The organism is Acinetobacter sp. GQ146, from assembly GCF_059758585.1.
This window is the reverse complement of record NZ_JCAXDV010000002.1, coordinates 542,445-557,227: the sequence shown is the minus strand read 5'-3', so window position 1 is coordinate 557,227 and position 14,783 is coordinate 542,445. Positions and strand designations below refer to the sequence as shown.

Annotated in this window: 13 protein-coding genes; 5 read left to right on the top strand and 8 right to left on the bottom strand. The window is 40.8% G+C overall.

The features are described 5' to 3' along the window. Positions 1-120: 120 nt before the first annotated feature. The 4 genes from AC6CHI_RS05885 to AC6CHI_RS05870 all read left to right on the top strand — a co-directional run bounded on the left by AC6CHI_RS05885 (position 121) and on the right by AC6CHI_RS05870 (position 5,072). Positions 121-1,242, top strand: a complete 1,122-nt coding sequence (locus AC6CHI_RS05885; protein WP_498119997.1) for a porin — start codon at positions 121-123, stop codon at positions 1,240-1,242. A 127-nt stretch (positions 1,243-1,369) separates the two neighbouring features. Next, positions 1,370-3,031: a phosphoethanolamine transferase gene (locus AC6CHI_RS05880; protein ID WP_498119995.1), complete on the top strand. Its 1,662-nt coding sequence runs from the start codon at positions 1,370-1,372 to the stop codon at positions 3,029-3,031. A 15-nt stretch (positions 3,032-3,046) separates the two neighbouring features. After that, positions 3,047-3,724 (top strand): response regulator transcription factor, encoded by a 678-nt coding sequence (locus AC6CHI_RS05875; protein WP_498119994.1) that lies wholly within the window; start codon positions 3,047-3,049, stop codon positions 3,722-3,724. 7 nt (positions 3,725-3,731) lie between these two features. Beyond that, positions 3,732-5,072: a sensor histidine kinase gene (locus AC6CHI_RS05870; protein WP_498120074.1), complete on the top strand. Its 1,341-nt coding sequence runs from the start codon at positions 3,732-3,734 to the stop codon at positions 5,070-5,072. A 195-nt stretch (positions 5,073-5,267) separates the two neighbouring features. Here AC6CHI_RS05870 and AC6CHI_RS05865 read toward each other — a convergent pair whose 3' ends face one another. The 6 genes from AC6CHI_RS05865 to AC6CHI_RS05840 form a co-directional block, all read right to left on the bottom strand. After that, on the bottom strand, positions 5,268-6,020 hold the full coding sequence (locus AC6CHI_RS05865; RefSeq protein WP_498119992.1) for a phosphatase PAP2 family protein: 753 nt from the start codon (positions 6,018-6,020) through the stop codon (positions 5,268-5,270). A 204-nt stretch (positions 6,021-6,224) separates the two neighbouring features. Then, a complete protein-coding gene (locus AC6CHI_RS05860) occupies positions 6,225-7,412 on the bottom strand; it encodes an ammonium transporter (protein ID WP_498119990.1) in 1,188 nt (395 codons plus the stop codon). A 456-nt stretch (positions 7,413-7,868) separates the two neighbouring features. Beyond that, entirely contained in the window at positions 7,869-8,594 is a 726-nt protein-coding gene (locus AC6CHI_RS05855) for an amino acid ABC transporter ATP-binding protein (RefSeq protein ID WP_498120073.1), read from the bottom strand. 14 nt (positions 8,595-8,608) lie between these two features. Then, positions 8,609-9,292, bottom strand: a complete 684-nt coding sequence (locus AC6CHI_RS05850) for an ABC transporter permease subunit (protein WP_458891187.1) — start codon at positions 9,290-9,292, stop codon at positions 8,609-8,611. Then, the gene (locus AC6CHI_RS05845; RefSeq protein WP_458891188.1) at positions 9,292-10,035 is read right to left on the bottom strand and encodes an amino acid ABC transporter permease; all 744 of its coding nucleotides are present in this window, start codon (positions 10,033-10,035) and stop codon (positions 9,292-9,294) included. The genes AC6CHI_RS05850 and AC6CHI_RS05845 overlap by 1 nt, the downstream gene beginning before the upstream one ends. A gap of 71 nt (positions 10,036-10,106) precedes the next feature. Beyond that, positions 10,107-11,045, bottom strand: coding sequence for a transporter substrate-binding domain-containing protein (locus AC6CHI_RS05840; protein ID WP_498119988.1), 939 nt, complete (start codon positions 11,043-11,045; stop codon positions 10,107-10,109). Between the two features lie 611 nt (positions 11,046-11,656). On the opposite strand from AC6CHI_RS05840, the gene AC6CHI_RS05835 reads away from it, so the two are divergent. Continuing rightward, a complete protein-coding gene (locus tag AC6CHI_RS05835; RefSeq protein ID WP_498119986.1) occupies positions 11,657-12,673 on the top strand; it encodes a molecular chaperone DnaJ in 1,017 nt (338 codons plus the stop codon). Between the two features lie 129 nt (positions 12,674-12,802). On the opposite strand, the gene AC6CHI_RS05830 is transcribed toward AC6CHI_RS05835, so the two are convergent. Together AC6CHI_RS05830 and AC6CHI_RS05825 are read right to left on the bottom strand one after the other, a co-directional pair. Further along, on the bottom strand, positions 12,803-13,495 hold the full coding sequence (locus AC6CHI_RS05830; RefSeq protein WP_498119984.1) for an HNH endonuclease: 693 nt from the start codon (positions 13,493-13,495) through the stop codon (positions 12,803-12,805). Beyond that, positions 13,488-14,726: an AAA family ATPase gene (locus AC6CHI_RS05825; RefSeq protein WP_498119983.1), complete on the bottom strand. Its 1,239-nt coding sequence runs from the start codon at positions 14,724-14,726 to the stop codon at positions 13,488-13,490. The genes AC6CHI_RS05830 and AC6CHI_RS05825 overlap by 8 nt, the downstream gene beginning before the upstream one ends. Positions 14,727-14,783: the final 57 nt, after the last annotated feature.

Genomic DNA, 14,783 nt, shown 5'->3' with positions numbered 1-14,783 from the left:
TGTTTGGCCTAAGTTAGCCTAAAGTATTAAAACATATATATAAATAAAAAATTCATCCTTTTGTAATATGTCACTGCAATGTAATATTTGTAACAAAATTAACACCAGGGAAAATGATTAATGAAAACCAAAATTGCAGCAGCGATTGCTTTAAGTTTGTTAGCGGGTTCAACTTTTGCAGCACCAACGTTCTATGGTGAGATTGATGCAAGTGTGGACTATTTACCAGAAGATAATGCTTCGGGTACTTCAGATAAAGATGTTGTAGAGGTTAGTTCAAACAGTTCTTACCTTGGTGTCAAAGGGGATGAAAAATTAAATGATCGCCTAAGTGCAGTTTACTTGGCTGAGTGGGCATTTAATGCCGATGGTGACGGGACTGATTGGTCTGCTCGTAACCGCTACGTGGGTTTAAAAGATGCAAAATTGGGTACAGTGAAAGTCGGTGCACATGACACGCCATTAAAACAACTGTCTGGTGTTGTTGATACGTTCAATAACTATGTTGCGAACAAAGCAGATATTACAGGCATTATGACGGGTGAAGTACGTCTTGCGAATGTAGTAGTTTATGAATCTCCTGCGCTGACTTTACCAACAGGTGCAATCAAATTTAATGCTTTACTTGCAACAGGTGAAGATAGCGGTATTTCTAAAGGTAATGGTGCTTCTAAAGCGGGTGGTCGTGGTTTAGGCGACACTTGGTCGGCTTCTTTGGTGTATGACAGCCCAATGTTTGTTGCAGGTGTGGCGTATGACCAAGCAGTACCAACCACATTTGCAGGTCGTGGTATGGCAAATGCTTCTGCACCAGAAGTGACTAGTACAGTCGCTAGTACAGCTTTTGCTGCAGCAGATACACTGCGTGCGATTGGTCGTTTAAATGTGCTCAACAATAGCTTGGCATTAAAAGCGTTATACCAAACCTCTGAAGTAAACAACGAAAAAGGCAATGATGCAGCTGCAGCGAATATTGATAAATCTGACGGCTGGTTAGTGGGTGCGGAATATAACTTCCCATCAGCAAAAGCATGGACCATTAAAGCACAGTACAGCGCGAACTCTACTAGCTTTAAAGATAACTCTGATGATTACGATGCTGACCAAATTATGGCAGGCGTAGACTATGCGTTCAGTAAGCAAGTGAAGTTGTATGGCTATGGTGGCTATTTAACACTTGAACGTGGTGACTTAGAGACTAAACAACCTGTTGTCGGTACAGGTTTAGAATTCAAGTTCTAATTTTAACTCTAAAAAACCATTCAAAAGGACGGTGCAAAAGCAGCGTCCTTTTTTTATTTTAAGTCAGTTTTAAGTTTATTTTTTTATCTTAGCTCACAGGCTAAGGTTTTTTTAATTGTGATAACAAATGCTGCGACAAAAATTCAAGACCAGACCAATTTCGCTTTTGACCTTTAACTCGCTGCTTGCGATTTGGTTGGCGGTTTTTCTGAACTACGCTTTTTATGAAAAACTACATGCTTTAACCCCGTATACGGGGTTTAAATCGGGTCTATTTGTTGCTGCTTCAGCGGGTGTCTTAATTGCAGCCTATACTTTTATCTTTCAGTTATTTAATTGGAGATATACCGCGAAACCGATTGCGATTGTATTGGTGTTTTTGGGAGGTTTTGCCTCTTATGCGGTTAGTAGTCTGGGGGTTTTAATTACCCCGGATCAAATTCAAAACCTAATGCAAACCGATATGGCTGAAGCACGTGATACTTGGTCATGGCAATTGCTGACCTGGACCCTTGGCATGACCATATTGCCAATTTTGGCCATTATTCTGGTGCAAATTAAGCCTGAGCTGATGCTTCGCCAAGTCATGAAAAAATCGGCAGCCGCTGTGATGTCGTTGGTTATGGTCTTGGCATTATTGTTTGTTTTTTATGTCGATTTTGCTGCAATTTTCCGTGAGAACCGCGATTTAAAAGGCATGATTTCCCCGCAAAACATGATTGCATCATTAAGCTCTTACTATAAAAAGAAAGCCCCGAAAGAAAATCTGCCTTTAGTCACTTATGGTACAGACGCCCATCGTGTTGAAAAAACCAGTGGACAAAATTTGCCTAAACTCATGGTATTGGTGGTGGGCGAAACAGCGCGTGCAGAAAGTTTCTCGTTAAATGGTTATGCAAAAAATACCAATCCAGAATTGTCGAAACAAAACGTCATAAACTTCTCTCAGGTGAGTTCCTGTGGTACGGCAACAGCGGTGTCAGTGCCGTGTATGTTCTCGGGTATGCCTCGTGTGAATTATGATGAAAAATTGGCAAGCCATCGAGAAGGTCTCCTCGATATTGCACAACGTGCAGGTTATAAAGTCACTTGGATTGACAACAATTCGGGCTGTAAAGGTGCTTGTGATCGTGTACACAAATTTGAAATTCCAGCGGCATTAAAACAGAAATGGTGTGATGCTGAAGGCGAGTGTAGGGATGAACTTTTGGTGGATAGCTTAAAAAGCTACCTCGCCAGCACTCCAGCCGACGATAAAACCCCACAGTTGGTTGTTTTACACCAAATGGGTAGTCATGGTCCTGCGTATTACAAACGTTCGACGGAAAAATTCCAGCCATTTAAACCGCTGTGTAATACCAATGCGATTCAGGGCTGTAGTCATGATGAGTTACTCAATAGTTATGATAACTCGATTGTCTACACTGACCATGTTTTAAATCAGGTGATTCAGACCATTCAAGCGGTGCCGAATTATCAAACTGGATTCTGGTATTTGTCCGACCATGGCGAATCAACCGGTGAAAGTGGGATGTATTTGCATGGTGCACCTTATGCGATTGCACCGAGTCAACAAACGCATGTGCCAATGATCATGTGGTTCTCGGGGGCTTGGCAGCAGCATAATCCTGAGCAAGTGAACTGTTTGCAACAACAAAAACAGGCAGTACGTAGTCAAGACAATTTATTCCCAACCCTTTTGAGTCTACTGGATGTACAAACCCAAGTGATTGATGAAAAACATGATATGTTAAAACAATGTAATAGTAACTCAACGGGCAAAGCCTAAGTCGGAATAACAAGAATGACTAAAATCTTAATGATTGAAGATGATTTTATGATTGCAGAATCCAGTAAAACCTTACTGGAATTGCATGACTATGCCGTTGAGTGGGTCAATAACGGTTTAGATGCGTTAAAACTGTTGTCGCAACAGCCTTTTGATTTGGTGTTGCTGGATTTAGGGCTGCCCATGATGGATGGCATGCAAGTGCTTGCTAAAATCCGTCAGAGCTTTCCAGCCTTGCCTGTATTGATTATTTCTGCACGTGATCAGGTTCAAAATCGGGTTGATGGTTTAAATCAGGGTGCAGATGATTATTTGGTTAAACCGTATGAATTTGTTGAGTTACTGGCACGGATTCAGGCCTTGTTACGTCGAAGTAATCATGAAACCGTCAGCTCAGAAGTGAGCTTATTGCGCTATGGCCATTTGGAGTTAGATGTTGAACAACATATTGCCTTGCTGAATGGGCAGGAATTAGAACTGTCGAATCGAGAATGGGCGATTCTGGTTCCGTTGGTGAGTTTCCCGAACAAGATTTTTTCCAAAGCCAATTTAGAAGATAAGCTGTATGACTTCGACAGTGAAGTGAATAGCAATACCATTGAAGTCTATGTACATCACTTACGTGCCAAACTGGGAAAAGATTTTATTCGGACGATTCGTGGTTTGGGTTATCGTTTAGGTAAATTGGACTAAAAACATGATGCAACGATGGACTGAAAAACGGGCCAAAATGTCGCTGAAGCAACGCTTAATTCTATTTGTTTCAGGTTTTAGTCTATTGTTGGGTGGTTTGCTTATTTTTACAGCGTATTGGATTTCATTAGGTGAAATTGATGAAATTATTGATGCGCAAATGCAAAATTTGGCGGAACGTGTTGCAGCGCATGATCCCGAGCCGATCAAAAGTCATTACGACATGCACAAACACTACCACGAAGAAGATTTATTTGTTGATGTCTGGGAAAAACAAAAGCAGCCAGATCATCAGTTTAATTTGTTGTTACATCAGGTGAAGCAGGCTGGTTTTTACGATCAGGCGACCAGCCAAGGTGACTGGAGAACCTATGTTCTCCCCACAGACACCTATCAAATTCAAGTCAGTCAGCCTTTAACTGTCCGACGTCATCTAGCACTGGAATTGGCTGGCAGCATGTTTGTGCCTTATCTGCTGATGATTCCTTTTATTTTATGGGGCTTAGGTTGGGTGATTTTGCGTAGCCTCAGACCCTTGGATGAATTTAGACAAGAAATTGCACGCCGTGGACTCGATGAACTGAGTCCGATTCGCTTGAACCGTTATCCTGTGGAATTGATTCCTACCATTCAAGAGATGAATTATCTCTTTGAGCGGATTTCTTCAGCACAGCAGGAACAACGCCAGTTTATTGCCGATGCTGCCCATGAACTCAGAACGCCGATTACTGCCCTGAACTTACAGATGCAGATTTTATTACGTGAATTTCCAGAACATGCGGCACTAGAAAAATTAAGTCAGGGGCTTATTCGTATTCAGCATCTGATTAGCCAGTTACTGGATTTGGCCAAGCAAGATGCCAGCAGCCTAGATACTGTCACTTTGCATCCCTTTTACTTAAACCAAGTGGCCGTAAATTGTGTTGAGCAATTAATCCATGTGGCTTTGCAAAAAGATATTGATTTGGGTATGGAACGGCAGGAAGAAGTTGTGGTGTATGGGATTGAATTTGCCGCACGCTCCATTATTTATAATTTGATTGATAATGCGATTAAATACACACCTAAAGGTGGCGTGATTAATGTGTCTATTTTTTCTCAAGATGGCAATGCGATGATTCAAGTTGAGGACAGTGGACCCGGCATTGAACCTGAGCTGTATGAGCAGATTATGAAGCGGTTTTATCGGATTCATCATCATTTGGAAATGGGCAGTGGCTTGGGCTTGTCGATTGTGCAGAAAGCCACAGAACACCTAGGCGGAAAAATCCAGTTTGGTCGCAGTGAAAGCTTGGGTGGATTATTTGTACAGATTCAATTTCCGCAAAATCAGCCGGTCCATGAATAAATCCAGCCTCATTTTGTAAGATAAGCATTTTGCTTGTTTGAATGGATAGCCTCAGTTCGGTCATCTAGACCCAGATGTTTCAAGATCACGGTTTTATAATACCCTGCAATTGATACGGGTCTATTTAGCGCAGATGGTGAAGATCACTTTGCTTATCATCTTAAGTCGATTTAAATGGATTTCCCCAGAAGCCGCTTATGCGGCTTCTTTGTTTGATGCGGCTGTCATAGCTTGAACTGCGGGTAAGTCCGACGACACTTGAGCGGAATGTGTTATGCCTTGACGCACTAAATATTTGTTAAACATTGGATAGAGGCAAACATTACAACTCCAAATGACCCACGCCGTCCAAAGATTGTGACTAAGAAAATGCGCGCCACGCATCATTTGTGCCCAGCCCATTGCAAAGCCCAATATCAAGCCTGCGAGCAAATAAAAATAAGCCCGTTTGGGCTGACTTTGGCGAAATGCAAAGAAGCCTGCCATTAGGGAAAAGCCAGTGGCGGCATGTCCGCCCGGGAAACAGTGCCCGTGCCGCAGGCTAAAATTCCACAGAAATCCTGTAGCCGTGGGATCGGTCATATTCCAAGGGCAGGCATGTCCTGATTGGGATTTAAGGATACCAATCATACTGCTACTGAAGATGACCAAGAAAATCAGATAGGCATATTGCCAACGCTGCGGGGCAAGACTTTCCACTTTGAAACTGGCAAGCCACAGACCCAGAAAAATGACATCACAGCAAATAATGAGATTTTTGATATAACGATGGTTTAGGGTTTCCAAAAACCAGTTATAGCGCCAAGGAAACTCACCATGTAGTCCTGTCCAAGGCTGAATGAGGCTTAAGTCGAGTTGTCCTGCGACAGGGAAAAAAGTCTGTAGCAATAAAAAACTGATCAGTAAAATCAGGGCTTGGGACAGACTAAATCGTTGTAATTCTGACATCATCTTGCCGAGCTGAGAAAGATTCGATGCACTGATTAGAGCAAAGCGATCTTAAGGCAGACTTAATTGAATCTTAAACGCAGGGGAGTAGCAGCAGAATTATGTGCTCAAGCACGGGTGGTTGGGCGAGATCTCTATGTGTAGAACATGCATAAAAAAGCGATTCTTGAAAATCGCTTCGCAACATGCAGAAAATGAAAAAGATTAAAACATACTGTCATCGGAATTGGCTGAAATTTTGTGAATAGACAAATCTGCGCCACGGAATTCATCTTCTTGTGATAGACGAATGCCAATACATGCTTTTAAGCCGCCATAAACCACGAAGCCACCAGCCAGCGCAATCACAATGGCAAATAGTGTGCCGATCACTTGTGACATCATGGAAATGCCACCGATGCCACCTAACCATTGTTGTCCGAAAATGCCCACAGCCAAGCCACCAAATGCGCCACAAATGCCGTGTAAGGGCCAAACCCCAAGCACATCATCAACTTTGAGTTTGTTTTGGGTATAAGTGAAGAATTTCACAAAGATGATGCCTGCAATGGCACCAATCACTAATGCACCAAAAGGATGCACTATGTCTGAGCCTGCACAAATCGCTACCAAGCCTGCGAGGGGTCCATTGTGTAAGAATCCGGGGTCATTTTTACCGATCATGTTGGCGGTAATGGTGCCACCCACCATGGCCATTAAGGAGTTAATCGCGACCATGCCTGAAATGGCATCTAAACGCTGAGCACTCATGACGTTAAAGCCAAACCAACCCACAATCAGAATCCAAGACCCTAGTGCAAGGAACGGGATGGAAGAGGGCGGATGTGCACTGACACGACCATCTTTTTTATAGCGGCCATGGCGTGCACCCAAAAGAATCACCGCGGCTAAGGCAATCCAACCGCCCATGGCATGCACGACCACTGAACCTGCAAAGTCATGAAATGGTGCACCAAAAGTGTGTTCTAACCAGGCTTGTATGCCTAAGTTTCCGTTCCAGACGATCCCTTCAAAAAAAGGATAAACCAATGCCACCAGTAATAAGGTGGCAATTGCTTGGGAACGCATTTTGGCTCGTTCAGCAATCCCGCCCGAAATAATGGCTGGAATGGCTGCAGCAAAGGTTAATAAAAAGAAGCAACGCATCAAGTTATAACCATGATCAGCGGCTAAGGTGGCACCCATGTGGAAAAAATGGTGTCCGTAGGCAATGTAATAACCCACAAAAAAGTATGCCATTGCAGAAAGTGCAAAATCAGTCAGGATTTTACTGAGCGCATTGACCTGATTTTTATGTCGAACTGTTCCGAGTTCTAAAAATGCGAAACCAGCATGCATTGCCAGTACCAGCACTGCGCCTAGCAGTAGAAAAAGTAAATCGATATCTTGCATAGTTTGCTCGAAAAAAGTGCTAAATACGACTTTAGGTACAAATATGGGAAATGATTTTGCACCAAAATAGTTTAGTAAATCTAAAAATTGGAGTCCTTCTTCAAAATACTCCGTTCATGAAAATAGCTAAGCAAAAAATGCACCAATTTTGATGAAATTATGATGAATTGGGTGGAAAATAGTGCGTATTGACTTAAAACAGTGCTGTAATTGACATATTTTAAATACAAGAAAATTAGAGATTTAGAAGAATTAAATTAGAAATCATAGTGATAAATTAAATTATTGTTCAGAAAATCCATAAGACTGATGGTCTATTTGATTAACCAACTGATCAAGAGTATCAGTGGATGGATTCAGAATTGAGAGCAGAGTGATTGAGGGTTCTACAGAGAGCCTTGCGGTGGTATTCATTCACCAAGTGCAGCAACATGCCAGCACTTGGTGAGACAGGGTTTAGTGCAAAATATTATCTAGGAATAGTTGTGCACGTTCTCCGCGCGGAGTGTTAAAAAATTCATCTTTGGTACAGTCTTCGACAATTTTGCCCTGATCCATAAAAATAATGCGATTTGCCACTTGGCGGGCAAAGCCCATTTCATGGGTCACGCACATCATGGTCATGCCTTCTTTTGCCAGTCCAACCATCACATCCAGTACTTCGTTAATCATTTCTGGATCGAGTGCCGAGGTCGGTTCATCAAACAGCATCGCAATCGGGTCCATACTCAATGCACGGGCAATCGCAACCCGTTGCTGCTGACCGCCCGAAAGTTGCGCCGGGTACTTGCTGGCTTGGGAACTCAGACCAACCCGATCCAAATAGGCGAGTCCTTTTTTCTTGGCTTCCTCTGCACTGCGCCCCAATACTTTAATCTGGGCAATGGTCAGGTTTTCAGTGATACTTAAGTGGGGGAATAATTCAAAATGCTGGAACACCATTCCCACACGGCTACGCAGTTTGTTCAGGTCGGTTTTCGGGTCGGCAATGGGAATGCCATCGACATAAATTTGCCCTTTTTGAAAGGGTTCCAAACCATTAACGGTTTTAATTAAAGTAGATTTACCTGAGCCTGAAGGGCCGCAGACCACCACCACTTCACCTTGGCAAATTTGCGTGCTGCAATCGGTCAGCACCTGAAAATCTTGATACCATTTACTGACGTTTTGGAGATCAATCATTACTTTTTTATCACTCATACTTTTAATCTCCTTTGTAGTTTTTTCACGGCAAATGTCGCCAAGGCACTGACGCTAAAGTAAACCAGACCGGCAAATAGAATGTACTGGGTCAATAATGACATCAGGTCGCCACGGACATAATTGGTACGGAAAAAGTCCAGCAAGCCAATGGCATAGACCATGGTGGAGTCTTGGAACAAGATAATGGTTTGTTGCAGTAACAGCGGGGTCATTTTCCGAAAGGCTTGCGGCAGAATAATTAATCGCATGGACTGACTATAATTCATGCCCAAAGCATAGGCTGCAGCACTTTGACCTTTGGGAATGGACTGAATGCCTGCGCGGACAATTTCCGAGAAATAAGCCGCTTCAAACAACATGAACGCCACAATACTCGACACCAATGCGGTATCAATGGTCAGATAAGTGCCCGTAATCGCAGTGTAGAAAAATGGAACCGCAAAGTAAAACCACATCAGCACCAGCAGCAAGGGGATGGAACGGAACAAATTCACATACGCCTGCGCGATTAAATTTAGGGCACGGATGGAAGAAAGCCGCATCAGCGCCAGCAAGGTTCCAATAAAAATCCCGCCCAGCGTGGCTAGAATCACAACTTTTAAAGTAATGCTCAGACCATGCCATAAAGCAGGCGCAGAGAGATGTAAATCTTGAAAAAATGCAGTGAGCCAATCCATTATTTATCTCCCGCAATTAGGCCTGGAATGCGTAAGCGTTTTTCCAGCAAAGTCATCAATTGAATCAGGCAGATATTAATCACAATAAAAATAATGGTGACGTAGGTATAAATCTCGATGGTGTTTTGAGTGTACTCACTGATGGTTTTCATTTGCGAAATAATTTCTGCCACACCAACCAATGATGCAATTGACGTGTTTTTCACACAGTTGGTCAGTTCCGAGCTTAATGGTGGCAAAATAGTGCGAAATGACTGCGGCAAAATAATGTGACGGTACAGCTGTGCCGTACTAAAACCCAAGGCATAGCCTGCATTGACTTGTCCAGTCGGCAGGGCTTCAATCCCTGTACGGACTTGTTCACATACCCGCGCTGCGGTAAATAAACCTAAACCAATACTGGCGGAAATCAGTGCACTGGTACTGGCACTCAGGTCATTTACCCACCAATCATGTAGCGAGCCGGGTAGGAAATTGGGTGCCACATAAAACCAAATAAACAATTGAATTAATAATGGGACATTACGAAAAATGGTCACATAGGCTGTGCCAATGGCACGAGCAGTTTTGTTCGGAAGCGTACGCATAATGCCAAGCAGACTGCCTAGCACGAAAGCAATTGACCACGCCACAAGGGCAATGACCAGTAACCATCCTAGACCCGTTAAAATCCAGTTCAAATAGGTACTGTCACCGACACCAGTAGATTGAAACAATACGCCCCAGTTCCAGCTATAGTTCATAGGAGCTCCAGTCTTTCTATCAGACAGGTGTTGAACCTGCCTGAATTATAAAAGATCAGTGATCAACAATATTATTGATCACGGTCATGCGGTGCACTAATCAAAGCTTTGAGTTGGTCAGACATCGGGAAGTTTAGGTTAATGTTTTTCGGTGGAATCGGTTGCTCAAACCATTTCTTGTACATGTTGTTAATTTCACCTGAGCTATACACCGATTTAATCGCATCATCCACCACTTGTTTAAATTCAGGGTCGCCTTTACGCAGCATACAGCCATAAATTTCATGGACTGGCGATGTTCCGACAATCACCCAATGATCGGGATCTTTAGATTTGGATTTTTCCCCGGCCAGTAAAATATCATCCATCATAAATGCAGCGGCACGTCCGTTTTGCAGCATCAGGAAGGATTCAGCATGGTCTTTGGCAGAAATAATTTCTCCAATCCCCAGTTCTTTTTCATGTTGGCGGATATACCGTTCAGAGGTTGTGCCCGCAGTCGTGACCAGTTTTTTACCTTTCAAGTCGGCAAAATCTTTAACCCCAGAATCTTTGGCGGTGAGTAGGCGAGAGCCCACTTCAAAAAAGCCCACCGAAAAATCGACCTGTTGCTGACGTTCTTTGTTGTTGGTGGTCGAACCACATTCTAAGTCGACTGTACCATTCGACACCAAAGGAATACGATTTTGACTGGTGACCAAGTTATAGCGAATTTTCAGGTCAGGCATATTCAGTTTTTGTTTTACGGCATCCACCACTTTCAGCTGTAAATCATGAGCATAACCGACAGGTTGGTTCGGATTATCGGCAATATAGGAAAAGGGAATAGAAGAGTCGCGGTAGCCAAGCACAATGGTACCAGACTGTTTAATTTTGTCTAAAGTCCCCGAAGTCGCGTTGTCTTTGGTCGCTGTTTCATTACTACTTGGTGATTTGTCACTACAAGCGCTCAGCCCAAGTACTAAGGTACTGGCACAGAATAGAGAGGTTAGAGACCGTTTAAGTAACATAGATAAAACTCCTTGTGTTTTATTGTCATCATTCGCTTTATTTATTGACTGAATATCCATCAGCTTATTTGTTTTTTGCATATATCTGTTTGTTAGACAAACAGCTTTCACTTCATCTTAGCGCGAGTTTTAACCGCTTGCGAAGCCCAGATTGTTGATGCTTTGTTAATGATAACTGTCTAAGATTTAAACAAATTTAAGCGTGATGGACGAAGTCATCAGTGAACAAAGCAGAAACTATGCCTAAGCAAGATTGTGATATTAAATAACATAATGTTTTTAATATAAATAAACAATAATTGAAGAACAGCATCAGCAAGAAAATTCAATGGCTAAGATATTTTTTAATACTATCTATTTGAATTTAAAATATTAAATAGTTGTTTTATCTGATGGGGAATATCTATTTACGCTACTGATTGTATATTTAATCGGCAACTTTGAATTTTTGGGCACACTTATTTGATGGGGAAATCCACATTGCCCAGTTGCCCATAAATAATGCACATGGCTATACAGCAGCTGAAATGAAGGTCTTGTTTACATATTGTGTTGACGTTTCGCCCTGACTTGAATATTGCTATAGTGCTTGTTTTTAGTGGGGATTGGCGATGTCTTTCGATCTTAAAGTCAGCATACAGCAAAGGGCGGAACAGTCTCCACAGCAGAAAAAGCTGAATCGCCTGATTGATAAAATCGAACAGCAAAAAATCAGCCTTACCACATGGAAAAATGCCCAAGCCGAAATTCAACAACACACACGGCAAAAACTGCTGCCTGTCTATAACGAATTGCATAGTGTCTTGTTTCAGCAGTTGCAACAGCTTTGGCATGTGCTACACCTGCATGAATTTTCCAAAGCGGATATGCAGCAACTGGATGAAAGCATTGCCCAGCGTGCGCGTATGCTCAAGCATTCCAAAATGCTCTCCAACCAACAGCTACAACTTGTCGATGAGATTTATAATTTTTATCAGCAACATACACAACAGTCCGCTAAGAAAATTAAAAAAGCACAGCACATAAGTATGGATCAGCCTGAACGTGATGAGCAAATAACATCGTATGCAGATGACTTTGAACACTATGCTGCCGAGCAGCAACAAGCGCGTGAACAAGCCAAACAGCAAAGACAGCAACAAAAGCGAGAACAAGCCGAGCAGATGGCAGCGCAGTCGCTGAAAACCGTATATTTAAAAATTGCCGCAATGATTCATCCTGACCGTGAACAAGACGAGTCTAAAAAAGCAGAAAAAACCGAGTTGTTCCAACAAGCCAGTCAGGCCTATGAACAGCAGGATTTATTTTATTTGCTGAAACTTCAGTTGCAGCTTGAACAGAATAAAGGCGTAGGCGCAAAAGCGTTATCTGCGGAGCAAGTGAAGTTTTATAAACTGGCGTTGGATGCACAAAGTCAGCAACTTGAAAGTCAAATTACTGAGATTTTAGATTCTTTTCAGTTGGCGAAAAAGGTGAAAGCAGAGCATGTACATATTAGTGATGTGTATAAAGCCATAGATGCTGACTGTGCTGAGTTAAAGCAGCAGTTGAAGTGGGAAAAAGAGCGTTTAAAGCATATGAAAAAGGTGAGTGGGGTGGAGATGTTGTTGGGGCATGGGGTGTTGTAAGCCTATAAAAGCACCTCTCCCCTTGTGCAGCAACGCTGCTCATCTCCTGAAAGGAGAGGGAACGTTGAGTATCGAATAACTATTAAATTCACAAAGGATGCTCCCTCTCCCAAAGGGAGAGGGTTAGAGTTAAGCAGATTGCTGAAGTTCGAGATTTTCAATTTCTTCTAGAACATCTCTTAATCTGGAATCTTTTTCTAATGCTCCACGCAAAATCGCAGAGAATGGATAATGTGATTTCAAACGAAGCTTAATTTTATTAGCTTCTTTAATTTTATCCTCATCTAATAACTTATCTAAGTTTCTGATTAAACTTATCCGCAATGTTAGGAAATCATTATATTCGTCTAGAATTTTTTCACGTAGATTTTCTTTGGATATTTCTTGCGCTCCACTAGAATCACTTTTATTGTAGCAGTTCGTAATTAATGCTTGGGAAACGGAAGCTTTTTCGTAAAAAGGGTTATCGGTAGGACATGCATTAATAACTTCAATATCATCGTCAAAATTACTATAGTAAGCCTTAATCCACTCTTCAACTAAATGATTGTGATTACAGCAATCTAGCATATTGTCGTAATACTTATTTTTAATTGAATTACATCTTGAACATGCAAAATAAAGATTATTCCAATCAAGTTTAAGAGCTTCATCATCTAAATGTGGAATAAAATGTTCTACATTTAAGTTTGGGAAATGTTTCTGTTCACAGATATAACATTTGCCATGAAAATCTCTTCTTAAAGCACGTACAACCAAAGGATCCCGATAATTTTTTGTTATCCAATCAGAAGGTCTAACAGATCTAGATACTTTAAACATCTAGATCTCCAAGCTCATTGTTGTCTATGAGTAAGTTAATAGCCTGAAGATAGAGAGTTTTTACTTTTTTGTCTAATAGATCATTTTTTTCTAGTGGAATTAAGTCTTTGATAACTGATCTTATAAAATCATATTGAGTAGGATTTTCATCTAAAAGATTTTTAAGTATTTTAACAGATTCTTTTGTTTCAGCACTCATAGGATTTACATGAAATAATCCTTTAATTACAGATTCATAAGAATATCGACTCAAATCCTCTTCGAAAAATTCGCCAGTAGAGACATCATAAATCACAGTATTATTATCTGTTGATGTAATAACAAATGGTGAGTGAGTGCTTACAATAAATTGAATATTTGGAAAAGATTCAGTAAAGAAAGGTAATATTAATTTTTGAAGTGAAATATGCAAATGAGCATCTATCTCATCGATTAAGACAATGCCTTGAAGTTCAGATGGAGTAATATCAAAAAACTCAGTTCTTAACAGTAAGTCAGCATAAATATCAAAAATAGCTTTATAACCAGATGATAAATCTTGAAAGGATGATACAAGCTTACCATCAGTTATTCGAAATTTTCTTTCTTCATTTGAAAATACTAATTCAGCATTATTATTTTCAAATAATTTTTTTAAAGATATGTCGAAAAATAGGAACCATTCTTCAAATTTCTTACCTTTGATTTCATCTTTTTCAATCCCTTTTGCAAAAGCCTCGGATGTTTTTATATTTATAAGATGTTGTTCGAGCTTTGATCCTAAGTTTTGTTTGAAATTTTGTTTCGCAATAGTTTTTTCTTCGATGAGGGAGGTGGTTTGTGTGGCGTGATTTATAGAGGAAATACGCATAGCAGGAAAGCTTCTAAAAATTGCTTTAAAATTATCGTAATTTGATTGCAATTCATCAAAGCTATTAAAATTTAGCTGAAGACTACTATTTAATAGTTGAATATTTTTTTGTTCATTTTCTATTTGTGTGGATATACTAAAATATTGCTCAGACGTTTTAGCAAGTGTATTACGATAATTTGTCCAGCTTTCGATATTTCTCTGAGATTGTAATAATTGCTGATCTTTTTTTTCAAGTTTATTTAATATATTCCTTTCCAATGTTGTTAAAAAACTGGTTTTACCACTTCCATTCCTGCCAGTAATGATTAAGTTTTTTCCATTTAGTGGAATATCAATATTTTCAATTTTTGCATGTGGAGTATTTCCACTAATATTCATTAAGTATTTCATAATTAAAATAATAAAGGGCTGAATAATCAGCCCATATACTACATC